Below are 22,558 nucleotides of genomic sequence, written 5' to 3'. Positions count from 1 at the left end.
GCTCTTTTTATTTTGGCGTAAAATAAGTCTATGCTGATACTGTTACCTTGAACCGGCAGGACATCCTAATCCTTCCCTGTGATATGGTATGATAGAGAGGGATTTATATTGAGCTTTTACAAGAATATAGCAAGGAAGTGGAGTTATGGATTTATTTTCTTTCGGAGAGGACACCGGGGGCGGACGGCTGCTTGCGGACCGGATGAGACCGGAGAATCTTGATGAATATATTGGTCAAGAGCATATCATAGGTCGGGGGAAGCTGCTGCGAAGAGCGATTGAGGCGGATCAAGTCTCTTCGATTTTGCTCTATGGTCCCCCGGGATGCGGTAAGACGACACTCGCGCATATTATTTCTCATCACACACAAGGGGAATTCGTACGTCTGAATGCGGTGGAAGCTACCGTGAAGGATGTACGGGAGGTTATTGAGCGAGCTCAGAACAATCAAACATTGTACGGCACAAAGACGATCCTGTTCCTGGACGAGGTGCATCGATTTAATAGCTCACGCCAGGATGCGCTTTTGCCAGCGGTAGAAAAAGGGACCATCACCTTCATTGGAGCGACTACAGAGAACCCGTTCCATTATGTTAATGGGGCGCTTATGAGCCGCTCCACCTTATTTCAGCTGGAGGCATTAACGAGTGAACACAGTCTGATCGCGATGCGCAGAGCCTTGGCGGACAAAGATAAAGGTCTTGGATTTATGGAGCTTCAGGTCGATGAAGAGGCTTTGTTGCATATTGCAACTATGGCTAATGGAGACATTCGCCGGGCACTAAATGCGCTGGAGCTGGCAGCCCTGACTACCGCGCCGCAAGTTGATGGAAGTGTTCATATTACGCTGGAGGTGGCGGAGGAATCCATTCGGCGCCCCATTGTGAAGGCTGATGAATCTACGCAGTATGATGTGCTATCCGCTTTTCATAAAAGTATCCGCGGTTCCAGCGACGCCGCGTTGTTTTGGTTTCTGTATGCGGTAGAAAAGCTTGGAATGGACCCTATGACTTTTATTCGGCGCCTGATTGCAGCCAGCAGTGAGGATATCGGCCTGGCTAATCCCCAAGCTATGGTTCAAGCGGTGAGTGCGCTGGATGCTTATCGAAACAATGGTTGGCCAGAGGCGAAGCTGAACATTGCCCAAGCTATTCTTTTTGCCGTGGAGAGTCCGAAGTCTAATGCTGTGGTTATGGCTATTTCCAATGCAATGGCAAGTATGGATGAGATCAAATCAGCGGAGGTACCGCTGCATCTGCGTGATACGCACTATAAAGGCGCAACTGCGTTAGGGCATGAAGGATATCAATATCCGCACAATTTTCCGGGGCATTATGTAAAGCAGGAGTATTTGCCTAAGGAGATTTCTCAGCGTGTTTTTTATCAAGCAACTGAGCAAGGCAACGAGATTAAGATTCGTCATAATCAAAAGCTTCGGCGGGAGCAGTAACCCAGCTAGCGACTGTAATACCTTCCAATTTCATGCTGGAAAGCAAAAGATTTTAACTTTCAGACGAACTAAATAATTCCCAAAAAAAGGCGGCCTAGAGCCGTTTTTTTGTTGCCTACGTTACTTTTAATCACATCGATTGAAAATTTTTTATAGGAAAAGATTGATAATTTACCATAAGTTAATTAAAATGAACTACAAAGTTACGAGATGTTCATTTTTATTTCCGATTGAACTACTGGTAGTATTCTTAATGGTGTTAATTATCATCACATTGGTTATTTCAAAATGTTTCATGAAAATCAACACTATTTATATCAAAATTTACATAATATTTTCATTGTGTTAATTTTGAAATCCTTGTCGTTAGGGTGATGAATATGGGCGAAGAACTACTAGAAATCAAAAATTTGTCGACATCGTTCAGAATTGCAGACGACTATTATGCTGCGGTTGATGATGTTACCCTGTCTGTTCGCAAAAATGAAATTCTGGCTATCGTTGGAGAGTCTGGTTCAGGAAAAAGTGCGCTCGCCTTTTCAATTATGGGGCTGCACACCAGAGCCAAAATTGACGGACAAATCAAATACAAGGACCAGGACATCGTTACCATGTCTCCTGCTGCACTAAACAAGCTGCGCGGCCAAGAAATGTCTATGATTTTTCAAGATCCTTTATCCGCTTTAAACCCGCTAATGATCATCGGCTCACAGATTGAAGAAGTACTTATCCTACACGATTCCAAGCTTTCTAAGAAACAGAGAAAAGAGAAGGTCATTGATCTTTTGACCAAGGTTGGAATTTCCCGTCCCGAGCATACATATCAGCAGTACCCCCACGAATTATCCGGTGGCATGAGGCAGCGGGTGGTTATCGCCATTGCGATAGCCAATGGACCCAAGCTTTTGATCGCCGACGAACCTACTACAGCACTAGATGTGACTATCCAATTACAAATCCTTGAACTTATTAAAAAATTAAAAAACGATATGGAAGCAGGCATTATCTTAATCACTCATGACTTAGGGGTTGTAAGCGAAATGGCTGACCGTGTTGCGGTGATGTATGCCGGACAAATCGTCGAAATCGCAGATATTTTTACGTTGACGTCTAATCCGAAACATCCGTATACGAGATCCTTATTAAACTCCATTCCAACGGCAAAAGAAGAGAAATCCAGATTGCATGTGATTCAGGGGATTGTTCCACCACTGCAAAACCTTCCGCGTAAGGGCTGCCGTTTCTCGGCACGGACGCCTTGGATTCCTGAATCGGAGCATGAGGAGAACCCACAGCTGCATGAAGTCGCACCCGGACATTTCGTTCGCTGCACCTGTTATAACAATTTCCATTTCCCTGATACTAACGAGGAGGCAATCCACAATGGGACTTCTTGAGGTTAAAAATTTAGCAGTACATTTTCCGATCCACGGCGGTGTTTTTCGAAGGGAAGTTGGCGTAGTTAAGGCTGTCGATAATGTTAATTTTACCATTGAAGCTGGGCAAACCTATGGTCTGGTTGGTGAATCTGGTTCCGGAAAGACGACAACGGGTCGCGCGATTATAGGTCTTAATTCTATTACTAGCGGCAGCGTGATTTTTGAAGGGCAAGATTTGGCCTTGAGGGGTGTACGTAAGCAAAGAAATGTCCGCAAAGACATTCAGATGATCTTTCAGGATCCGTACTCTTCCTTAAATCCTAAGAAGCGTGTACTCGATATTATTGCAGAACCGTTGCGTAATTTCGAAAAAATGTCTCCAGGGGAAGAAAAACGCCGGGTGCAGGAATTGCTTTTACAGGTAGGCTTAAGTCCTGAGAACATCCTGAAATATCCGCATGAATTTTCTGGCGGCCAGCGGCAGCGGATCGGAATTGCCAGAGCAATTGCACTCAAGCCAAAGCTTATTATTGCTGACGAGCCGGTATCTGCGCTAGATGTCTCAGTACAGGCACAAGTGCTTAACTTCATGCAGGACATTCAAAAAGAGCTGAATCTTACTTTTCTATTTATCAGTCATGATCTCGGGATCATCAGGCATATGTGCGATCACATAGGGATTATGTATAAAGGACGACATGTGGAGCAAGGGACTGCTAAAGATATTTTTGACAATCCTCAGCATATTTATACCAAACGACTCATTGCCGCCATTCCTGATATTGATCCGAAACAGAGAGAAAAGCAGACGGAGTTTAGAAAATCAGTAAGCAAGGAATATGAACAAGCGCACCGGAATTATTTTGATGAAGAAGGCATGGCTTATCCTTTAAAATCAATTTCCGAGACTCATCTGGTAGCCTTGCCTGAGAAAGGTTGAGAATATGTGGAAGATTATCGTTCGTAGAATTCTTATAATGATCCCTCAAGTAGTTCTATTAAGTATTCTTGTTTTTCTTATGGCGAAGGCGATGCCTGGTGACGCACTTTCAGGAATGCTTGATCCGAATATTGACCCGGCGGCCATTGATGCGATGAGAGAAAAGCTCGGTTTAAATGATCCATGGTACATCCAGTACTGGGATTGGATCACTAAAGCGATACAAGGGGATTTCGGCCAGTCCTTCCGTTTCAAAATGCCGGTCTCAGAGCTAATCGGTCAACGCCTGATGAATACCCTTTGGCTGGCCATTGTTACGCTGATTCTTACATACCTTATTGCTATCCCGCTTGGTATTACCAGCGGACGTTATAACGATTCGTGGCTGGATCGCTTGATAACTGGCTATACCTATATTGGATTTGCTGCACCGTTGTTTATTTTTGCACTCTTAATGGTATGGGTTTTCGGATTTCATTTTCATTGGTTTCCTACCAGCGGCAGTGTCAGTCCCGGGGAAGTTCCAGGTACACTAAGTCACTTCTGGAGTAAATTCTACCATCTGCTTCTGCCTGCGCTATCTATGGCGCTAATTGCAACGGTTGGGACCGTACAATATCTGAGAAATGAGATCATTGATACGAAGCAAAAAGATTTCATTCTCACTGCTAGAGCTAAAGGGGCTTCGGAGTCACGCGTATACAATCGTCATATTTTGAGAAACTCCTTGCTGCCGATCGCTGCATTTTTTGGATATGAGATCACTGGGCTAATCGGTGGTACGGTGTTCGTTGAAACGATCTTCAGCTATCCAGGAATGGGTTTGCTGTTTCTAAGTTCGATAACGATTCGGGATTTCAGCGTGGTAACAGCTCTTGTTCTTCTGTATGGGGTTGCTTCCATCGTCGGTGCGTTGTTATCAGACATTATTTTAAGTATCGTAGATCCTCGTATCCGGATTAAATAAGAAGATGAACACTTTGGGGTGAATGAAATGGCAAAGACGAGCGCAGAGATAGCTCTGCTGCAGGAAACTGATAAAAGTCCATCGGGCTTCAAAATTGTTTGGCGGGAGATGGTGCGGGATAAGCTGGCACTGATCTCATTGATTTTCCTATTTACGATTATTGCTGCTGTATATGGGATCTCCTTATTTTTAGATCAGAAAGAAATTGTCACGGTTGACTTGTTCGCCCTATATGAGAAGCCTTCGGCTGTGCATTGGCTGGGGACTGATTATGGAGGACGGGATGTATTCGGTCAATTAATTATAGGAACACGAAATTCCATGTCTATTGCCTTTATGGTTACTTTTTTTACGGGAATTATCGGTATTCTGGTAGGTTTAGTCTCAGGTTACTTTGGGGGAACGGTAGATAATGTCGCGATGCGTATTGTGGATTTCTTCATGATTCTACCTTTTCTAATGATTGTTATAGCTTTTGTCAGCGCAGTGCCTAAGTACAATACATTGACCTTCTCCTTTATCATGACAGCATTTCTTTGGATGGGGATTGCCAGGCTAATTCGTTCCAAGACATTGCAAGAGAAGGAATTGGATTATGTTCAGGCATCTAAGACCCTAGGCTCCTCCAATCTAAAAATTATGTTCACGCAAGTTCTGCCGAACTTAAGCTCTATCATTATCGTAACGATGACCTTGAATCTGGCAGCTAATATTGGATTGGAATCAGGCCTATCCTTTCTAGGTTTTGGTTTTCCAGAAAGTACACCCAGTCTGGGTACTCTAGTAAGCTATGCGAGAAATCCGCAGACCCTTGAGTTCAGATGGTGGATCTGGTTACCCGCATCATTGCTGATCCTGGTATTGATGTTGAGTATAAATAATGTGGGTCAAGCGCTTAAACGTGCGACCGACGCAAGACAAAGAAAAGGATAATAAGGGAGGAAATGATTAAATGAGAAAAGCCATTCGTTCAAAAGCTTTACTAGTTTCATTAATGTTTGTAATGTTGTTCGCTCTTGCGGCTTGCGGCTCCAAGAACAACAACGAAGCGGCTGAATCAACAGCAGCTCCTAGCGCCAGCGCACCTGCGGCAACTGCAGAAGCAACGGCCGCGCCTGAGGCAGAAGACGGACTTTATAACATTAAAGATTTTAGTAACGTTAAGACTAACCAAGGTGAAGCTATTGACGGAGGGACAATTACATTTGGACTTGTTTCCGATAGTCCATTTGAAGGTACTTTGAACTGGAACTTCTATTCTGGAGATCCAGATGCTCAAGTTCTGAACTGGTTTGATGAAGGTTTGTTAACTTGGGATAAAGACTATGTATATACTAATGATGGTGCGGCTACTTATGAAGTTGCAGAAGATGGACGGACGTTTACCTTTACGATTCGCGACAATGTAAACTGGCAGGATGGTAAGCCAGTAACGGCTGAAGACTGGTTGTTCGCCCATGAAGTTATTGGTAATCCTGCTTATGATGGTCCTCGTTATGGTTCTGACTTCACTAATATTGAAGGCATGGATGAGTACCATTCCGGTAAAGCCAAGACCATATCCGGGATTAAAGTGCTGGGTGATAAGAAACTGCAGATTACTTATAAGCAATCTACACCTTCCTTGTTAACGGGTAGCGTATGGATTTATCCATTAGCCAAACATATCTTTGGCGGCATGGATGTTGCCAAAATCTCCTCTTCCCCTGAAGTCCGCCAAAAGCCAATTGGCTTCGGAGCTTTTAAAGTAGAGAGCATCGTTCCTGGTGAGTCTGTAGTATTTGTTAAGAATGAAGATTACTGGCGCGGAGCCCCAAAACTGGATAAAGTAATTTTGAAGGTTATCAACCCAACAACGATTGTACAAGAACTGAAATCTGGCGGAGTTGACTTGGTGGATTCCTTCCCTATTGATCAATTCCCGGATAATGCAAAGATGTCAAACGTTGAATTCCTGGGTGCGGTTGATCGTGCTTATACGTATATAGGCTTTAAGCTTGGTAAATGGGATGCAGAGAAAAAGGTTGTTGCAACAGATCCTAAAGCTAAAATGGCGGATGTAAATCTGCGTAAAGCCATGTGGGCTGCCGTAGATAATGATACTGTCGGTAAGAAGTTTTATAATGGACTTCGCTGGAATGCGACTACGTTGATCCCACCTTCCCATCCTGAATTCCATGATGCTTCCAATCCAGGTGTAGCTTATGATCCAGAAGCAGCTAAGAAGATCCTGGATGACGCTGGTTACAAACTAAACGGTGAATTTAGAACGAATCCAGATGGCAGCGAGCTGAAGATTAATTTCATTTCGATGACTGGTGGAGACATTGCTGAGCCGCTGGCTCAATATTATGTACAATCCTGGAAAGCGATTGGTCTGAATGTAACTTTGGAAATGGTAGAGTTTAATACCTTCTATGATCGCATAGGTCAAAATGGTGAGGATGATCCTACTGTTGATGTGTACCAAGGCGCTTGGGGTGTAGGGATTGACGTTGACCCATCAGGTCTGTATGGCAAAGATGCAATCTATAACTTCCCGCGTTACTCGAGTGCAGAGAACGATCGTTTGCTCGCCGAAGGGATCTCCGAGGCTGCATTTGATGTAGACAAACGTAAAGAAATCTATAAAGAGTGGCAACAATTTATGGTTGATGAGATTCCAGTATTCCCAACACTTTATCGTGCTGTAATAGTGCCGGTTAATAACCGCGTCCTGAATTATTGGGCTGTTGGTGATGGAGTTGAAATCTATTATAACGACATTGCGGTTTCTGCAGATAAAGCTGCGGTAGCTCAGTAAGAGGGTATTAATGAACAGCAGTTCGGAGAGATCCTGAGCTGCTGTTTTTTATTTTTCATTAAATTAACAATAATTCCTATATTTTGTGCATTATTTACTGTAAAAATATAGTGTTTTAATGAAAGATATGGTATATTTTGGGTGAGAGCGAAACTTTCGCTTAAATATAGCTCTTAGAGAGAGGTGAGTGGATGATCGCAATGACGGGTACCTGATTCAAGTGAGGGAGGTGTTACGGGACTGAGGTGTAATCTTTCTTGTGGCATTCACTGAAGAGAGGGGCAGTAGAAATGATCAAGAGGTATAGGAAACAAGGACTGGTGTTCAGTTTGTTGTTTACGCTTACATTTTGTTCAAATGCTGCATTTCAACCGGCGATAGCAGAGGCGGCGGCCGGAGACTACAACTATGCGGAGGTTCTTCAAAAATCTATTTATTTCTACGAAACCCAGCGGTCTGGTGAATTGCCAGATAACAATCGGGTGGAATGGCGGGGCGATTCCGGTCTTTTGGACGGGGCGGATGTGGGACATGATCTGACTGGTGGTTGGTATGATGCCGGTGATCACGTTAAATTCGGTCTGCCTATGGCTTATTCTACGACGATGCTGGCGTGGTCGGTTTATGAGTACAAGCAAGGATATGAGGGGTCTGGGCAGCTTGAGGAAATATTAGACAATATTCGCTGGGCAACCGATTATTTTGTAAAAGCTCATACCGCTCCTAACGAGCTGTGGGGACAAGTTGGTAACGGAACAACCGATCATAATTGGTGGGGACCCGCAGAAGTCATGCAGATGCAGAGACCTTCCTACAAAATTGATGCCACTCATCCCGGATCAGATCTTGCCGCAGAAACAGCTGCAGCGTTAGCTTCAGCATCCATTATTTTCAGGGATACGGATGCCGTATATGCGGACAAGCTGCTGCTGCATGCTAAACAGCTTTACAATTTTGCTGACACTTACCGCGGCTCCTATTCCGACAGCATTACCGATGCCAAACAATATTATAATTCTTGGAGCGGTTATGCGGATGAATTGAGCTGGGGGGCTGTCTGGTTGTATTTGGCGACTAACGATCAGCAGTATCTCAATAAGGCTATTGCAGCAAGTGATCAATGGGGAACGAATCAGGCTGGAAACTGGGGTTATCAGTGGACGCAGTCTTGGGACGACAAGCATTATGGCGCTCAATTACTGTTGGCACGAATCACCGGGCAGACCAAGTTCATTCAATCCACTGAACGGAATATGCAGTATTGGACGACTGGAGTGGGTGGAACAAGTGACCGTGTTGCCTATACACCTGGCGGACTAGCCCATCTGGATCAATGGGGCGCATTGCGTTATGCAGCCAATCAGGCTTTTATGGCCTTCGTTTACTCGGACTGGGTGAGCGATCCGGTGAAGAAAGATACGGCGCGTTCTTTCGCGGAGAGACAAATTACGTATATGCTTGGCGACAATCCACGAAACAGCAGTTATGTTATCGGTTATGGTAATAATTCTCCTCAGCATCCCCATCATCGAACCTCACATGGATCATGGAATGATAGTCAGACCGTTCCGGTAAATCATCGCCATGTCTTGTACGGAGCGCTAGTTGGAGGCCCGTCCAAAACAGACAGCTACACCGACTCCATTAACGATTATGTCTCGAATGAAGTTGCAACCGATTACAATGCAGCTTTTACAGGAGCTATTGCAAAAATGGTGCTGCTGCATGGACAAGGGCAACAGCCGCTTGCACAATTTCCACCTGCAGAGACACGTGAAGATGAGATGTTTGTCGAAGCCTCTGTGAATGCTAGTGGCAGCAACTTCGTAGAGATTCGAGCATTGCTGAATAACCGTACGGGCTGGCCGGCACGGGCCAGTAAAGAGATGTCTTTTAACTACTATGTGGATCTTAGTGAAGCGATAGCGGCTGGTTATGCTCCTGAGGATATTACGGTTACGGCGGGAGGCTACAATCAGGGTGGAACGGTGTCTGCACTTCAGCCTTACGATGCAGCTAACCATATCTACTATACTAAGGTTGATTTTACAGGTACTTTGATTTATCCGGGTGGACAATCTGCTCATCGTAAGGAGATTCAATTCCGAATTGCAGCCCCGCTGAACACTAACTTCTGGAATAATGCTAATGATTTTTCATTCCAAGGTGTGGCAGCTCAAGGAGCAACTCCTGTTAAAACAGCGAACATTCCGGTGTTTGATGCAGGTGTGCACATGTATGGAGAACTTCCAGCGGGTGGTGGACAACCTGGAGAACCTCAAGTCCCTGCACGTCCGACTAATGTTCAGGCAGTAGCAGGTAATGGGACTGTCCATTTGACTTGGAATGCCATTAGCGGGGTTAGTGAATATACCGTTAAACGCAGTGAAGTGAGTGGAGGCCCGTATACGGTGCTTGAGAATGTCATGGGAACGGATTACATGGATAGTGGACGGGTGAACGGAACCACTTATTATTATGTGATCACTGCCACGAATAGTGTAGGGGAGAGCTTGCCATCTATACAGGTTAGTGCCAAACCCCAAGAAACAACACAGCCCACAACGGGGAATTTGAAGGTGCAATATCGTACGAATGATACGAATGCCAGTGATGGACAGCTGCGCCCTCAGTTCCGAATTATGAATACAGGAACCGAGTCTGTGGCACTTAGCGGCTTGAAGCTGCGTTATTATTTCACTGTGGATGGGGATAAACCACAACAGTTTCATTGTGATTATGCTGTAGTGGGCAGTGGTAATTTAAGCGGCAGTTTTGTTAAGCTGAATCCCGCCAGTACGGGCGCGGATTATTATCTGGAGATTTCTTTTGGTGCAGGGGCTGGAAGCGTAGCGCCTGGTGGAGATAGCGGCGAGATTCAGGCTCGCACCAATAAGACGGACTGGACGGCTTACAATGAAACGGATGATTATTCCTACAGCGCGGTTCAGCAGACATTTGCCGATTGGAATAAAGTTACACTTTATCAAGGTGAAACACTTGTATGGGGCTTAGAACCATAAATATATCCAAGAGAGGGAGCTTGCCTAAGATGATGAAATTGAGCTTAATAAAGAAGCCTGTTTCTGTAATGATGGCCGCAGTCCTGTTTCTCTCACTCATGACCGGTCTATTTAATTTTAGACCTCAGACTGCTCACGCTTCTACTACGGAGCAGACGCGATTTCTGCAATTATATGCGCAGCTAAAAGACCCCGCAAATGGTTATTTCTCTGCTGAAGGAGTACCTTATCATGCGGTAGAGACCTTGATGAGTGAAGCCCCTGATTACGGACATATGACGACCTCAGAAGCTTACAGTTATTGGATGTGGCTTGAGGTACTCTATGGTTATCACACAGGGGACTGGACTAAGCTGGAATCAGCTTGGGACAACATGGAGAAGTATATCATCCCTATTAACGAAGGTGATGGCAAGGAAGAGCAGCCAACCATGAGTTATTACAATCCGAACAGCCCGGCTACGTATGCAGCGGAGCATGCTCAGCCGGATCAGTATCCAAGTCAGCTAGGTGGCCAGTATGCAGCAGGTAAAGATCCGCTAGATGCTGAATTGAAGGCGACGTATGGCAACAACCAGACCTACTTGATGCACTGGCTGGTAGACGTGGACAACTGGTACGGCTTCGGCAACTTGCTGAATCCTACGCATACAGCCGCTTATGTGAATACATTCCAACGGGGTGAACAAGAGTCCGTTTGGGAGGCGGTCCCTCACCCGTCTCAAGATGACAAAACGTTCGGAAAAGCAAACGAAGGCTTCATGAGCCTGTTCACAAAAGAAGCTAACGTGCCTTCCGCTCAATGGCGTTACACGAATGCTACAGATGCCGATGCACGGGCAGTACAAGCAATGTACTGGGCTAAAGAGCTCGGCTACAACAATACAGTGTATTTGAATAAAGCTAAGAAAATGGGCGATTTCCTGCGGTACGGTATGTATGATAAATACTTCCAAAAAGTAGGAAGTGCAGCTACTGACGGCACACCTGATGCCGGGACTGGCAAAGATTCCAATCAATATCTTCTGGCTTGGTATACCGCATGGGGCGGTGGACTTGGAGCTACAGGAAACTGGGCTTGGAGAATCGGGGCGAGCCATGCCCACCAAGGGTATCAGAATGTCGTGGCTGCCTACGCACTTTCTGATTCGGATGGTGGTCTGATCCCGTCATCAGCTACAGCTGGACAGGATTGGGAAAATTCTCTGAAACGTCAATTGGAATTCTATACTTGGCTGCAGTCCTCTGAAGGGGCAATTGCCGGAGGAGCGACCAATAGTTATCAAGGCGCCTACAAGGCTTATCCAGCCGGAACCAGTACTTTTTATGGCATGGCATATGACGAAGCTCCAGTCTACCACGATCCTCCATCCAATAACTGGTTCGGGATGCAGGCATGGAGTGTGGAGCGGGTAGCAGAGCTGTACTATATCCTTGCTTCTAACGGAGACACTACATCTGAAAACTTTCAAATGGCAAAACAAGTTATAGAAAATTGGGTAGATTGGTCTAAAGATTATGCCTTTGCCAACAAACGTCCAGTTACGGATGCTGAAGGTTACTACCTGAACAGTCAAGGTAATCGAATTCTTGGAGGAGACAACCCACAAGTGGCAACAGTCTCTGCACCAGGAGAGTTCTGGATTCCAGGTAATGTGGAATGGACAGGACAACCTAATACGTGGAATGGCTTCAGTGGTTCTGCAGCAAACAGTAACCTGAAAGCCGTAACTAAGAGTCCAAGCCAAGATACAGGTGTACTGGGCAGCTATATTAAGGCACTTACCTTCTATGCGGCTGGCACCAAAGCTGAACATGGCAGCTACAGTACTCTGGGAGGAGAGGCTCAGGTACTGGCTAAATCTTTGTTAGACACGGCATGGGGTTATAACGATGGAGTTGGTATTGCAACTACCGAAAGCCGTGGAGATTATTCTCGCTATTTCACTAAAGAAGTCTATTTCCCAAGCGGTTGGACAGGTACATTCGGCCAAGGAAATACGATCCCTGGTTCATCTACAGTGCCTTCCGATCCAGCTAAAGGCGGAAACGGGGTATACGCAAGCTATACCGATATCCGTCCAAATATCGTGAATGACTCCAAGTGGCAATATTTGCTGGACAAATACAATACTTCTTTTAATAAAGTGACTAAAACTTGGGACAATGGAGCCCCTGAATTTACCTACCATCGCTTCTGGTCGCAAGTAGATATGGCAACTGCTTATGCTGAATACGATCGACTGATCAACAGCAGTGTGCCTACTGAGCCAGTAGCTCCAAAAGCACCTTCCAAACCAAGTGTGGTCGCTGGTAACAAAGTTGTAGATCTTAGTTGGAACAACGTAACTGGAGCTACTAGCTACACTGTGAAAAGAGCTGCGACAACTGGTGGCCCTTACAGCGATGTGGCTGTTGTCACTCAGGCGACTTACAATGACGCTTCAGTGGTTAACGGTACGGATTACTACTACGTAGTTAGTGCTTCCAACGTGGTTGGAGAGAGCCCAAATTCGCTTGAGGTTCATGCCAAGCCTATTGATGTGCCGATTCCGGTACAAGGAGATTTGCTGGTGAAATACCGGACAAGTGATACCAATCCGGGAGATAATCAGTTCCGCCCGCAGCTGCAAATTGTTAACAATGGGGATACGGCTGTAGCGCTTAGCGATGTAAAGCTGCGGTATTATTACACGATTGATGGCGATAAACCTCAACAATTTAATGTTGACTATGCTAACATCGGTGGAAGTAATATACAGGGAACATTCGTGAAGGTGGACCCTGCCAAAACTGGAGCGGATTATTATTTAGAAATCTCCTTCGGCGCAGGTGCAGGCAGTCTTGCACCGGGAGCCAACACGGGTGATATCCAGATCCGGGTCAACAAAACGGATTGGAGCAATTACAACGAGGTTGGAGACTACTCTTATGATCCTGCCAAAACATCGTACACGGAATGGAATCATGTGCCGTTGTATTTGAATGGTGATCTAGCATGGGGACTTGAGCCTTAAAGTCTAAATAAGGGAAGCCCTAGCCATTTGGCTGGGGCTTTTTTTAGTAATTGGCTAGTTAGCGACTGCGACTAAATGTGGCTTCATATCCATTTTAATTGTATTTTTTACAACTAAAATACACCCTAGCCGCGCCAACGTAATTTAGTTGCACTTCATACAACTATTTATCAGTATATGGGTATTTATTGAGGTATAAGCTCAGTTTAACTGTACAATATACAACTAAAACCCAAAAAGAAATAAAAAAGCACGAAATAGCTGTATTAAATACAACTATTTCGTGCTTTGGTACGTTTGTTAGATATTGTGAGTTACTACGATTACTTGTAGATCAAGCTTTTATAGAAGCTTGGTTTACATTCACACTTGTGCTGAAGGAACAACCTTCTCCGCGTATTCTATCGTTCCGCCGCCGAGACATTGCTCGCCGAGATAGAAGACAACGGCTTGACCAGGTGTGATAGCTTTTTGTGGAACATCAAAGGCTACATTTATTGTTCCATCTTCACGCGCTGTAAGGGTCACGCCTTGATCTGGCTGGCGATACCGGAACTTGGCGGTGCATTTCAGCGGCTCTTGCCCAAGCTCTTGACCGTCAATCCAGTTAACACCGGAAGCAATCAGGCTAGTGGAGTACAGGCTATGGTGCTTGTCTCCTTGTACTACATAAAGAATGTTGCGGCTAAGGTCTTTCTCAGCTACAAACCACGGTTCGCCGTTGCCAGAGCCACCAATACCAAGGCCTTGGCGTTGGCCTAACGTGTAATACATAAGTCCGTCGTGGCGGCCTTTGATCTCTCCAGTTACTATGTCAACCATATCGCCAGCTTGTGCCGGGAGATATTGACTGAGGAATTCGCGGAAGTTGCGCTCGCCGATAAAGCAGACGCCTGTGCTATCTTTTTTCTTGGCAGTGTAAAGTCCTGCTTCTTCAGCAATTCTCCGCACTTCAGGTTTCGGCAGATGTCCAATAGGGAACATTGTTTTAGAGAGTTGATGTTGCCCCAGTGCATTCAGGAAATAGGTTTGATCCTTATTGTTGTCTACGCCGCGGAGCAGCTTGTACACACCATCTTCTTCTATAACACGTGCGTAATGTCCAGTTGCGACATAATCGGCACCAAGCTGAAGAGCTTTGTTCAAAAATTCTCCAAACTTAATCTCGCGGTTGCACATGACGTCAGGATTTGGCGTCCGGCCGGCCTTATATTCATCGAGAAAATAAGAAAATACCTTATCAAAGTATTCCTTCTCGAAATTAACGGTATAGTAAGGAATATCAATCTGCTCGCATACGCGGCGAACATCCTCTGCATCGCTTTCGGCCGTACATACTCCGAATTCGTCGGTATCGTCCCAGTTCTTCATGAAGATGCCGATGACGTCATAGCCCTGCTGCTTGAGCAGAAGCGCCGTGACGGAGGAATCGACCCCTCCGGACATGCCGACGACGACACGGGTGTCTTGTTTTGCTTTTGTCATCGTAATCACCATTTCTGTACCCAAAATACCGGTCATTCATGGAACACCCGGCTCAAAATGTATTATAACATACCTGTCTACTCTAAACCTCTGAAATAAGAGACTGGAAACAACAAAATGTCCACCTGGGGTGAACATTCTCGTAAAATGTTTCGTTTACCATTTCATTTGTGACTTCGGATATGATAACATAAACTGAGAGTAATTATCGGAATACCTTGATATGACAATCAAAATGACTTGCCGAATCAATAGTATACAATAATCAGACATTAAACTGAAAGAGGTGCCCCTTTGAAAATATCAACCAAAGGTCGTTACGGACTAACAATTATGATGGAGCTTGCACTGAAATTTGGTGAAGGACCAACTTCACTTAAGAGTATCGCTGAGAAAAATGGTCTTTCCGAGCATTATCTGGAGCAACTAATTGCTCCTTTGCGCAATGCAGGACTTGTAAAAAGTATTCGTGGAGCATATGGAGGATACATTTTGTCGCGTGAGGCGAACGCTATCACTGCCGGTGATATCATCCGTGTGCTGGAGGGCCCTATCTCTCCTGTAGACTTCACGGAAGAGGACGATGCAGCGAAACGGGATTTATGGTTGCGTATTCGTGACAGCATTGCCGATGTGCTGGATTCCACAACACTTTATGATTTGATTAACTACAAAGAAGAGAGTTTGGCTGACAATTACATGTTCTATATTTAGTCCTCGAATGAAAGATATTCCAAAAAAATAATGTGTCAACGTTTAGGCTCCCATTTGGGAGTCTTTTTTTATCTGCGATTCTATTTGTTCTTACGCTTATTAAAGAGCGCGATCCAGCAGCAAGAGGCTCCGATGAACGCTGCGAGAATCGGTATCCATTGATTAGTAGTCAAGTTAGCCCCTCCATAGTGCTTATAATTCTTTCGTCATAAAAACACTATAGGGGTCTTCAATGTAATCTGCAAACGGACAACAGTATTCAAATCCATATTGTTCATATAATTTTCTAGCTGCTTCGAACCCTTCAGTGGATCCGGTTTCTAAGCTCAGCCGCCGATAGCCTTGTTGCTTAGCTTCCTTAATGATATGGGCAAGCATTTTAGATGCAATGCCCTTCCTAAGATGCTTGGTAGAAGTACGCATGGATTTGATTTCACCATGATGGCTACCCAGGTCTTTAAGAGCACCGCAACCTAAGAGTTCGCCCTGCTCCCAGGCGCTCCAGAAGGTAATTTCAGGTGTTTTTAATTTATCTAAATTCAACGCATGTACACTCTCTGGCGGGGATTGCTCAAACATGCTCTGCAGATGTTCACTGATCAATGCTATGATTTCGGTTCCGGTTAAGTTATCGATTCTAATCTCCATATTATTCACTCCCAATGATAAGATTATGGTTTGCTCTATATATCATATTTCTTTAGCGGAGTCCGCTGTTGTATGTTGTAGCAATCGGTCCAAGGCTTTCTGTATAAGTGGCATAAAGTAATTAAGAATTAAGCCGCCTAAACAAATGGTAAGTAGAGTGCCAATCCCAATAGGCCCATTGAAAATAATGGCGGCAAATAAGAAAACCAGATAAATGATTGTTCTAGTAAATAGTATACTAAGCCTAGTTATCGTTTGCAGTACTAATGTTAGTCGGTCCACTGGAATCGGTGCGAAATTTGCGTACAAATAAATGGATGTACCTAATCCAATTGCAATTAAGCCTAAACCATAAAAGGCGATTTTACTGATCCACAGATTAGGCTCGATCAGATTGTTTAACAAAAAAAGCCACATATCGATACCAATGCCTGCTATAAATGCAGTTACCAACCCTAATAATTCTGGTCTTTGCTTGGATAAACATGAATTACATCCAATCAATAGGCATGCGATCAGCACTTCCCAACTGCCTACTGTAAGACCGACATTTTGGGATAGACCGACTAAAAGTGCATCAAAAGGTGACGCTCCAAGATCGGAGATTATTGTTAGTGAAACGCCTAGGGTTAAGATGAAAATTCCGCAAGTGAAAATGGAAAACGTAGTTACACTAAACTTCTTCATTCTATTGAAGCAGAAAGATCTTTAATCATTAAAAGATGAGGGATGCCATCCTCCATAAATTCAGTAGATGAAGCCCGATAACCAAGTTTCTTATAGAACCCCTCTGCCTGAGTTTGCCCGTGCAATTTAACCTTTTGATGCCCCTTTTCAACCACGATCTCTTCTAATGCAGAAATAATTCTTTTCCCAATTCCAAATTTACGATAAGGTTCTAGGATGCAAATACGCTCTAACTTACCTAATCCATCAAGAAAGCGGATCCTTCCTGTGGCAACTGGTTGCCCATCATAATAGGCGAGAACATGCTCACATTCTCCATTCAGCGTATCGAATTCATCAAATTCATCATTAAGGGGTACGCCTTGTTCCTCAACAAATACTTTTTTTCTTATTGAAAATGCAGCTTCAAGTTCCTCGATTAGTGTAATTCTTTTAAGATTCATTCTTGCTTACTCCATTCTGTATTTGTTTTTTTTAGGAAAAACGTCATAATGAATTAACGACAATTATAAGTATATATATAATCAATATTGTTGTAAATACAACATTATTGGAACTGGTAGGTGATTGAATGAAGGAGATACTTCGTGAAGTTGGAATGATAGCGAGGGCATTAGATTCCATAAGTAATATAGAGTTCAAGGAATTAGAGCTTACAAAGGGGCAGTATTTATATCTGGTCCGGATATATGAGAATCCAGGTATTATTCAAGAAAAGCTGTCGGAAATGATAAAGGTGGACCGAACAACAGCAGCGCGTGCGATTCAGAAACTTGAAATCCAAGGTTTTATTGAAAAGAAAGACGATGAAACGAACAAAAAAATAAAAAGGTTATTCACAACTGAAAAAGGTAAACAAGCCTATTCTTTTCTGAAGAGAGAAGGGGACCATACCGATTTGGTTGCGTTAGCAGGATTATCTGAAAAAGAAACGGAAGTATTGTTTCAACTCTTGCAAAGGGTTAGGAAAAATGTTGAGGTTGAGTGGGAATACGTAAAGAAGGGAAATAAAAGAGAGTACTAAAATCAGCAATTGTTATTGAACTAACCCAACGCGATCGCATGAAAAAATGCCTTGCTAGTGATAATACTGGCAGGGCATGTTAATGTGATGATCTATATATCAACGGAGCCGTGGAACGTGCGGAGCGGAGAATAAAAAAAACACCCTAAGGTGTTCTTTGAGGGTAATTATTGTTCTGCGGGTGTATTTCCCATTGCAATAGAAATTCTGTTCCAACTGTTGATTTGATTAATGACCAGTACAAGATCAATATATTGTTTCTCATCGTATTGTTCACGTACTCGTTTATATAGCTCATCAGGAACTCTTTTGGAAGGGATTAGCGTAATATGCTCAGATAGTTCGAGAGCAACCTTCTCTTCAGGTGTATAAAAAGTACATTCCTCCCAAACATTTAAACAATAAATTCGTTGTTCGGTTTCACCCATTTTACGAGCTTCGGATGTATGCATATCTATGCAGAAAGCACATCCGTTAATTTGAGAAACTCTGATTTTGATAAGTTCTCTTGTAGTCCGATTAATCGTAGATTTTTTGGTGTACATCTCCATATCCATCATGATTTTCATACCCTCAGGTGCAACTTCATTGTAGGCAACTCTTTGACTCATTTGGCAAGACTCCTTAGGCTTTAGTTTAGGAATAGTATAACTTTATTTTAACACTATTATTCTTTATATGCGAACATTTGTGCTTATTTACTTATGAGAAGGCAGAAATCACCCGATGACCTCTGCATTGGTATACATAATGTTCCAAATCTAGTATTCTAGTAAGAAGATTTTATACGGATGATGTGAAATACATAGGAGCCCGTAATGAGACGTAGTTAACATAATAATACTCAAAATGAGGTGTTTTAAAATGGGCAAGAATTATCGTTGGAGGCACGAGAAAGGAATGGGAGTATTTCGAATGTTTGGTGTGATATTTATTTTTACTCTAATGCTTAAGGGCGTCACGTTATTAGTTCAGGGAATGGAGAGTCTGGTAAGAAATACATATGAATTTGGTTATGCTTTTGGATCTTTATTAGAGAAGGTTTTTTAACTGAAAAATCGAACATATGTAATATCAAAGCCCAGTATGCTATGGATCTTGCCAGAGTGGGAATCGGCGATGATGCGGATGCGAAAGCTCAGCGTAACAGCGTTCAAGTTCATGAAAATATTTTCTTTTTCATTACCTGCACTAAAAAGCCTATCGCCTAATCCCCGGCAATAGACTTTTTATGATGTGGGCAGCCAGCCCCAATCAAGTAATAACTACATCGGAATATCCCGCAAAAATAGTCTGTGTTCCCGGACTAGTATCTGTCCATACGCCGATATATCCTCCAGGCGGAACGGAAGTGATATCAATATAATCCCCTATTAAGGTTACAGGTCCTGTACCTCCAGCATTCGGATCGAAGGAAACGTTAGTTATTCTAGTGTTGGTAAATGTCTGTCCACCGTTAATGGATCGCGCAACATATACATCTAGCAAAAATCCGTTAACCTGATTGCTGTAATAGATCACATTTACTACGCCCGTCAAAGGGTCGACATCGATCGCAGGAAAAAAGTTCTGAGATCCCGCGGGTGCACCGGTAATACTAACGGGAGTGCTCCAAGTCATGCCCCTGTCGTTTGAAATGGACATGAATACATCAGAGTACCCTTGGCGGAAATCCTGCCAGATGGTATACACACGGTTGGTAAAGGGTCCGACTGATCGATCGGTTGAAATATTCGCAAATGTTAAGACCCGAAAAGCATAGCCGGGAACGGGCAGGACTATGGGCACAGGTACGATCGTGGACACAAGAACAGGGGCGCCAAACGTTGTTCCACCATCCAAAGAAGTTCTGATCACAAATCGGAATTCCGGATTTGTCGTAATCCATGCTCCATACACGCTGCCTATCAAATCCACAGCTACATCGGGACGTTCTACCTGATTAGCTTCACTGGAAAGCAGGATGGGAGTGTCCCATGTGGCTCCATTATCACGAGATCGACTAAGAAAAGCTGTCGAGTTACCTCCGTTAGCTACATTGAACTGATGATTGTAAGAAACATAGATATTTCCTAAATATGGGCTAGATTGTCCTACATCGATTGTGATATTTGTTTCGTCATTATTAATGTAGGTTCCATACCCGCTACTTACAATTACAGGGCTGCTGAAATTAGTACCATTGTTGGTGGAAATATAGAATATAGTTGTTCCGTCTGAAGCGCCTGGAAAAGCATGTGCAGAAATGGCAAATGTATTCGGAAAGGAGTACGCAACAGCAGGTGCTTCGGCCCCTGTAAATCCTGGAGGCAGAGGCAGTAAAGCTTGTGACCAGTTGGCACCGCCATCTAACGAGCGATACATCCCTATTAATGGAACTCCGGTTGTAGTGTCTACAGCTACAGCAATCATGATCCCGGGAATAAGCAGATTCACAGCAACATAGGGTTCAAACTTTGGTGGCAAACCTGTAGTGACCTGAAAATTGAAATTGGTCATTGTCACCTCTCCTTTTTCATCTTTAATCTATGTTATGAAAAAAGCGGGAAAGGAACTGTATACCTGTCTATTTGGCTATTATTCCACGTGTTAACCCCTCCTCTTGCCTCACAACTATAAGCTAGCTGTTGAATAAGTTGATAGAAACCAAGAGGAGGAGTGAGAAAATGCCTTATACAACAGGTCTTATTACGAATACGAGAGCAACTGGTACTGCAGCGAGTAATGTAGTGGTCAGTGTTCGTAACACAAGTAATGCGAGTGCAATGATGATTGTCGAAGTCTTCGGTGTTCCATATTCCTTGCCAGCTCTTACCCCGCTTTATGTCACAGGTTATTTCGTTCCTGCAAAGAGTTCTGATATTAGAGAGTTTTTCATTGGGGGGAATCTGGCTTACGAGGTGCAAATTAGTAGTCCTTATCCTTTGGCAGAAGTAGTCACCTCTGTTTATGGGCTGGATGAGTTCGGAAATCTAGTTACCGATCAGCGGGTGCTTCAATCTGAAATGACGGAGATTACCGCCCTTTCTATACCTGTATAATAGTAATATTTAGACCATTAAGCAGCAGTCGCTGAAAGAAATAGGGCGATTGCTGCTTTTTTAGGCGTAATAAAGTATTTTAAGGGCATTCACACAGTCAGATGGGAGGAATCAAAATATACTGATTTTATACTCCAATGTAGAGAGAGGTAAAAAATCATGGCGGATGTAGGAGTAGTTATGCCTGTGTATACCCAAAAGCCGGAGTTCTTACGGCAAGCTCTGCAGTCTGTTCTACACCAATCTTTTACCAATTTTCGGCTGGTTGTTGTGATCGATGGTGCACCAGAAATGGAACCGCTCGTGAGATCCATTATTGTCGAAGATCCAAGGGTAACGGTTATCTCTTACGTACAGAACAGGGGTATAGCACATGCACTGAATACCGGCTTTGATCTTTTGTATAGTGAGCCTAGTATTCAATATCTAAGTTGGGTTTCCAGCGACAATGTTTATGAACCCCGTTTCCTCGAAATCCTTCGGGGGACGCTAGTTAGAGGTCCACAGGAGTTAGGCATCGTGTACAGTTCTTTTCAAAGCATCGATAACGAGGGAAGGTTTCTTCATAACGAACATCAATTAGCTACTCAGCGTAATTATCAGTCACAGCCTAAAGAGAGATTGCTGGATTACTCGCTTATTGGCGTTTCTTTTATGTACAAAGCACAGATTGCGAAGCTTGTTGGAGCTTATGGAATGGAACCGGTGGAGGATTATGATTACTGGCTGAGACTGGCTGAACATTGTGAAATTCGCTTTATACCGGTGGAACTGGTGAATTATCGTGTGGATTCTACCTTTAGTGTATCTGCCCAATTACATTCGGTTGAAAATCATCGTAGATGGAGATATGCCTATCATTTGACCCGCCATCAGGCACGGTTTCGCAGAGGAATTCCGGCGATGATTACCGTTCTATATCCTGTAGTGAATGCTTGTGCGGATGAAATAACGCGGATAGAGAATCTGTACGAACAAACGTATAGCAATTATGAATGCCGGGTGTTGGATTTATCAACTACGCGTCAGCCATCGGCTCTATTGGAAACCATACCTCATCCTGCGACAGCGTTCGCCTGGCTGCCTGGAGCTGTGGAGTCACACGCGATTTGCAGTGCTATAGAACAACTATCCACTCCATTCACGATAGTTTTAGGTCCAAAAGTTTTTATAGGAGCGCTCGATATTGAGTACATGCTGGAAGCTTTGGTAACTACGGGCGGGGATACGATTTCCAATTACTATACGGATGATCATAGCCTGATTGGATTTCGACACAGACATGTCCCATCGACCAAAGGCCACTATTATAATGAGCTGTTTCGCAGCGCAGATCTGTATGATTTGTTGAAGACCTCTTTTACCTAAAAATAATTTGCG

General features: G+C 43.8%; 19 protein-coding genes. 13 read left to right on the top strand and 6 right to left on the bottom strand.

Features of this window, described 5'->3' with window-relative positions:
- The first annotated feature begins 145 nt into the window (after nucleotides 1-145).
- From NYE72_RS24000 to NYE72_RS23965, 8 genes are all read left to right on the top strand, one after another.
- Nucleotides 146-1,450 (top strand): replication-associated recombination protein A, encoded by a 1,305-nt coding sequence (locus NYE72_RS24000; protein WP_036677622.1) that lies wholly within the window; start codon nucleotides 146-148, stop codon nucleotides 1,448-1,450.
- A gap of 380 nt (nucleotides 1,451-1,830) precedes the next feature.
- Nucleotides 1,831-2,847 (top strand): ABC transporter ATP-binding protein, encoded by a 1,017-nt coding sequence (locus NYE72_RS23995; protein WP_339210585.1) that lies wholly within the window; start codon nucleotides 1,831-1,833, stop codon nucleotides 2,845-2,847.
- A complete protein-coding gene (locus NYE72_RS23990; RefSeq protein ID WP_036677615.1) occupies nucleotides 2,834-3,769 on the top strand; it encodes an ATP-binding cassette domain-containing protein in 936 nt (311 codons plus the stop codon). The genes NYE72_RS23995 and NYE72_RS23990 overlap by 14 nt, the downstream gene beginning before the upstream one ends.
- A 4-nt stretch (nucleotides 3,770-3,773) precedes the next feature.
- The gene (opp4B, locus tag NYE72_RS23985; protein WP_036677612.1) at nucleotides 3,774-4,736 is read left to right on the top strand and encodes an oligopeptide ABC transporter permease; all 963 of its coding nucleotides are present in this window, start codon (nucleotides 3,774-3,776) and stop codon (nucleotides 4,734-4,736) included.
- A gap of 27 nt (nucleotides 4,737-4,763) precedes the next feature.
- Entirely contained in the window at nucleotides 4,764-5,669 is a 906-nt protein-coding gene (locus NYE72_RS23980; protein WP_051490985.1) for an ABC transporter permease, read from the top strand.
- Nucleotides 5,670-5,688: 19 nt separating this feature from the next.
- Complete coding sequence (locus tag NYE72_RS23975) at nucleotides 5,689-7,539, top strand: oligopeptide ABC transporter substrate-binding protein (RefSeq protein ID WP_036677608.1); 1,851 nt, start codon at nucleotides 5,689-5,691, stop codon at nucleotides 7,537-7,539.
- Nucleotides 7,540-7,829: 290 nt separating this feature from the next.
- The gene (locus NYE72_RS23970; RefSeq protein ID WP_038572972.1) at nucleotides 7,830-10,562 is read left to right on the top strand and encodes a glycoside hydrolase family 9 protein; all 2,733 of its coding nucleotides are present in this window, start codon (nucleotides 7,830-7,832) and stop codon (nucleotides 10,560-10,562) included.
- Between the two features lie 32 nt (nucleotides 10,563-10,594).
- Nucleotides 10,595-13,579 (top strand): glycoside hydrolase family 48 protein, encoded by a 2,985-nt coding sequence (locus NYE72_RS23965; RefSeq protein ID WP_081384419.1) that lies wholly within the window; start codon nucleotides 10,595-10,597, stop codon nucleotides 13,577-13,579.
- Between the two features lie 363 nt (nucleotides 13,580-13,942).
- Here the strand turns inward: NYE72_RS23965 and mnmA are convergent, their stop codons facing one another.
- On the bottom strand, nucleotides 13,943-15,064 hold the full coding sequence (gene mnmA, locus NYE72_RS23960) for a tRNA 2-thiouridine(34) synthase MnmA (RefSeq protein WP_076105478.1): 1,122 nt from the start codon (nucleotides 15,062-15,064) through the stop codon (nucleotides 13,943-13,945).
- 294 nt (nucleotides 15,065-15,358) lie between these two features.
- On the opposite strand from mnmA, the gene NYE72_RS23955 reads away from it, so the two are divergent.
- Nucleotides 15,359-15,778: an Rrf2 family transcriptional regulator gene (locus tag NYE72_RS23955; protein ID WP_036677599.1), complete on the top strand. Its 420-nt coding sequence runs from the start codon at nucleotides 15,359-15,361 to the stop codon at nucleotides 15,776-15,778.
- Between the two features lie 192 nt (nucleotides 15,779-15,970).
- Here the strand turns inward: NYE72_RS23955 and NYE72_RS23950 are convergent, their stop codons facing one another.
- Genes NYE72_RS23950 through NYE72_RS23940 form a run of 3 tightly spaced genes read right to left on the bottom strand, consistent with a single transcriptional unit; the run spans nucleotide 15,971 to nucleotide 17,556 of the window.
- On the bottom strand, nucleotides 15,971-16,426 hold the full coding sequence (locus NYE72_RS23950; protein WP_339210582.1) for a GNAT family N-acetyltransferase: 456 nt from the start codon (nucleotides 16,424-16,426) through the stop codon (nucleotides 15,971-15,973).
- Nucleotides 16,427-16,468: 42 nt separating this feature from the next.
- Nucleotides 16,469-17,113 carry a YitT family protein gene (locus tag NYE72_RS23945; RefSeq protein WP_036677593.1) on the bottom strand — a complete coding sequence of 215 codons (645 nt, stop codon included), beginning with the start codon at nucleotides 17,111-17,113 and terminating at the stop codon, nucleotides 16,469-16,471.
- Nucleotides 17,110-17,556, bottom strand: a complete 447-nt coding sequence (locus NYE72_RS23940; RefSeq protein WP_036677591.1) for a GNAT family N-acetyltransferase — start codon at nucleotides 17,554-17,556, stop codon at nucleotides 17,110-17,112. The genes NYE72_RS23945 and NYE72_RS23940 overlap by 4 nt, the downstream gene beginning before the upstream one ends.
- 128 nt (nucleotides 17,557-17,684) lie before the next feature.
- Here NYE72_RS23940 and NYE72_RS23935 point away from each other — a divergent pair, with 128 nt between their 5' ends.
- Nucleotides 17,685-18,137 carry a MarR family transcriptional regulator gene (locus NYE72_RS23935; protein ID WP_076105880.1) on the top strand — a complete coding sequence of 151 codons (453 nt, stop codon included), beginning with the start codon at nucleotides 17,685-17,687 and terminating at the stop codon, nucleotides 18,135-18,137.
- 167 nt (nucleotides 18,138-18,304) lie between these two features.
- On the opposite strand, the gene NYE72_RS23930 is transcribed toward NYE72_RS23935, so the two are convergent.
- A complete protein-coding gene (locus NYE72_RS23930) occupies nucleotides 18,305-18,748 on the bottom strand; it encodes a carboxymuconolactone decarboxylase family protein (RefSeq protein ID WP_036677583.1) in 444 nt (147 codons plus the stop codon).
- A 289-nt stretch (nucleotides 18,749-19,037) separates the two neighbouring features.
- Here NYE72_RS23930 and NYE72_RS23925 point away from each other — a divergent pair, with 289 nt between their 5' ends.
- Entirely contained in the window at nucleotides 19,038-19,187 is a 150-nt protein-coding gene (locus NYE72_RS23925) for a hypothetical protein (protein WP_155288181.1), read from the top strand.
- A 204-nt stretch (nucleotides 19,188-19,391) separates the two neighbouring features.
- On the opposite strand, the gene NYE72_RS23920 is transcribed toward NYE72_RS23925, so the two are convergent.
- Nucleotides 19,392-20,636, bottom strand: coding sequence for a sialidase family protein (locus tag NYE72_RS23920; RefSeq protein WP_051490984.1), 1,245 nt, complete (start codon nucleotides 20,634-20,636; stop codon nucleotides 19,392-19,394).
- A 167-nt stretch (nucleotides 20,637-20,803) separates the two neighbouring features.
- Here NYE72_RS23920 and NYE72_RS23915 point away from each other — a divergent pair, with 167 nt between their 5' ends.
- Nucleotides 20,804-21,178 carry a hypothetical protein gene (locus NYE72_RS23915; RefSeq protein ID WP_036677578.1) on the top strand — a complete coding sequence of 125 codons (375 nt, stop codon included), beginning with the start codon at nucleotides 20,804-20,806 and terminating at the stop codon, nucleotides 21,176-21,178.
- 159 nt (nucleotides 21,179-21,337) lie between these two features.
- Nucleotides 21,338-22,546 carry a glycosyltransferase gene (locus NYE72_RS23910; RefSeq protein ID WP_339210580.1) on the top strand — a complete coding sequence of 403 codons (1,209 nt, stop codon included), beginning with the start codon at nucleotides 21,338-21,340 and terminating at the stop codon, nucleotides 22,544-22,546.
- Nucleotides 22,547-22,558 lie beyond the last annotated feature (12 nt).

It is taken from the genome of Paenibacillus sp. FSL L8-0333 (assembly GCF_037965665.1).
Classification (GTDB): Bacteria; Bacillota; Bacilli; order Paenibacillales; family Paenibacillaceae; genus Paenibacillus_AQ; species Paenibacillus_AQ odorifer.
This window is presented reverse-complemented; position numbering and strand designations above follow the sequence as displayed.

Bases quoted from the DNA above. Each gene is read 5' to 3' on its own strand.
- NYE72_RS24000 (WP_036677622.1), top strand. From the start codon at position 146: ATGGATTTATTTTCTTTCGGAGAGGACACCGGGGGCGGACGGCTGCTT.
- NYE72_RS23995 (WP_339210585.1), top strand. From the start codon at position 1,831: ATGGGCGAAGAACTACTAGAAATCAAAAATTTGTCGACATCGTTCAGA.
- NYE72_RS23990 (WP_036677615.1), top strand. From the start codon at position 2,834: ATGGGACTTCTTGAGGTTAAAAATTTAGCAGTACATTTTCCGATCCAC.
- opp4B (WP_036677612.1), top strand. From the start codon at position 3,774: ATGTGGAAGATTATCGTTCGTAGAATTCTTATAATGATCCCTCAAGTA.
- NYE72_RS23980 (WP_051490985.1), top strand. From the start codon at position 4,764: ATGGCAAAGACGAGCGCAGAGATAGCTCTGCTGCAGGAAACTGATAAA.
- NYE72_RS23975 (WP_036677608.1), top strand. From the start codon at position 5,689: ATGAGAAAAGCCATTCGTTCAAAAGCTTTACTAGTTTCATTAATGTTT.
- NYE72_RS23970 (WP_038572972.1), top strand. From the start codon at position 7,830: ATGATCAAGAGGTATAGGAAACAAGGACTGGTGTTCAGTTTGTTGTTT.
- NYE72_RS23965 (WP_081384419.1), top strand. From the start codon at position 10,595: ATGAAATTGAGCTTAATAAAGAAGCCTGTTTCTGTAATGATGGCCGCA.
- mnmA (WP_076105478.1), bottom strand. From the start codon at position 15,064: ATGACAAAAGCAAAACAAGACACCCGTGTCGTCGTCGGCATGTCCGGA.
- NYE72_RS23950 (WP_339210582.1), bottom strand. From the start codon at position 16,426: ATGGAGATTAGAATCGATAACTTAACCGGAACCGAAATCATAGCATTG.
- NYE72_RS23945 (WP_036677593.1), bottom strand. From the start codon at position 17,113: ATGAAGAAGTTTAGTGTAACTACGTTTTCCATTTTCACTTGCGGAATT.
- NYE72_RS23940 (WP_036677591.1), bottom strand. From the start codon at position 17,556: ATGAATCTTAAAAGAATTACACTAATCGAGGAACTTGAAGCTGCATTT.
- NYE72_RS23935 (WP_076105880.1), top strand. From the start codon at position 17,685: ATGAAGGAGATACTTCGTGAAGTTGGAATGATAGCGAGGGCATTAGAT.
- NYE72_RS23930 (WP_036677583.1), bottom strand. From the start codon at position 18,748: ATGAGTCAAAGAGTTGCCTACAATGAAGTTGCACCTGAGGGTATGAAA.
- NYE72_RS23925 (WP_155288181.1), top strand. From the start codon at position 19,038: ATGGGAGTATTTCGAATGTTTGGTGTGATATTTATTTTTACTCTAATG.
- NYE72_RS23920 (WP_051490984.1), bottom strand. From the start codon at position 20,636: ATGACCAATTTCAATTTTCAGGTCACTACAGGTTTGCCACCAAAGTTT.
- NYE72_RS23915 (WP_036677578.1), top strand. From the start codon at position 20,804: ATGCCTTATACAACAGGTCTTATTACGAATACGAGAGCAACTGGTACT.
- NYE72_RS23910 (WP_339210580.1), top strand. From the start codon at position 21,338: ATGGCGGATGTAGGAGTAGTTATGCCTGTGTATACCCAAAAGCCGGAG.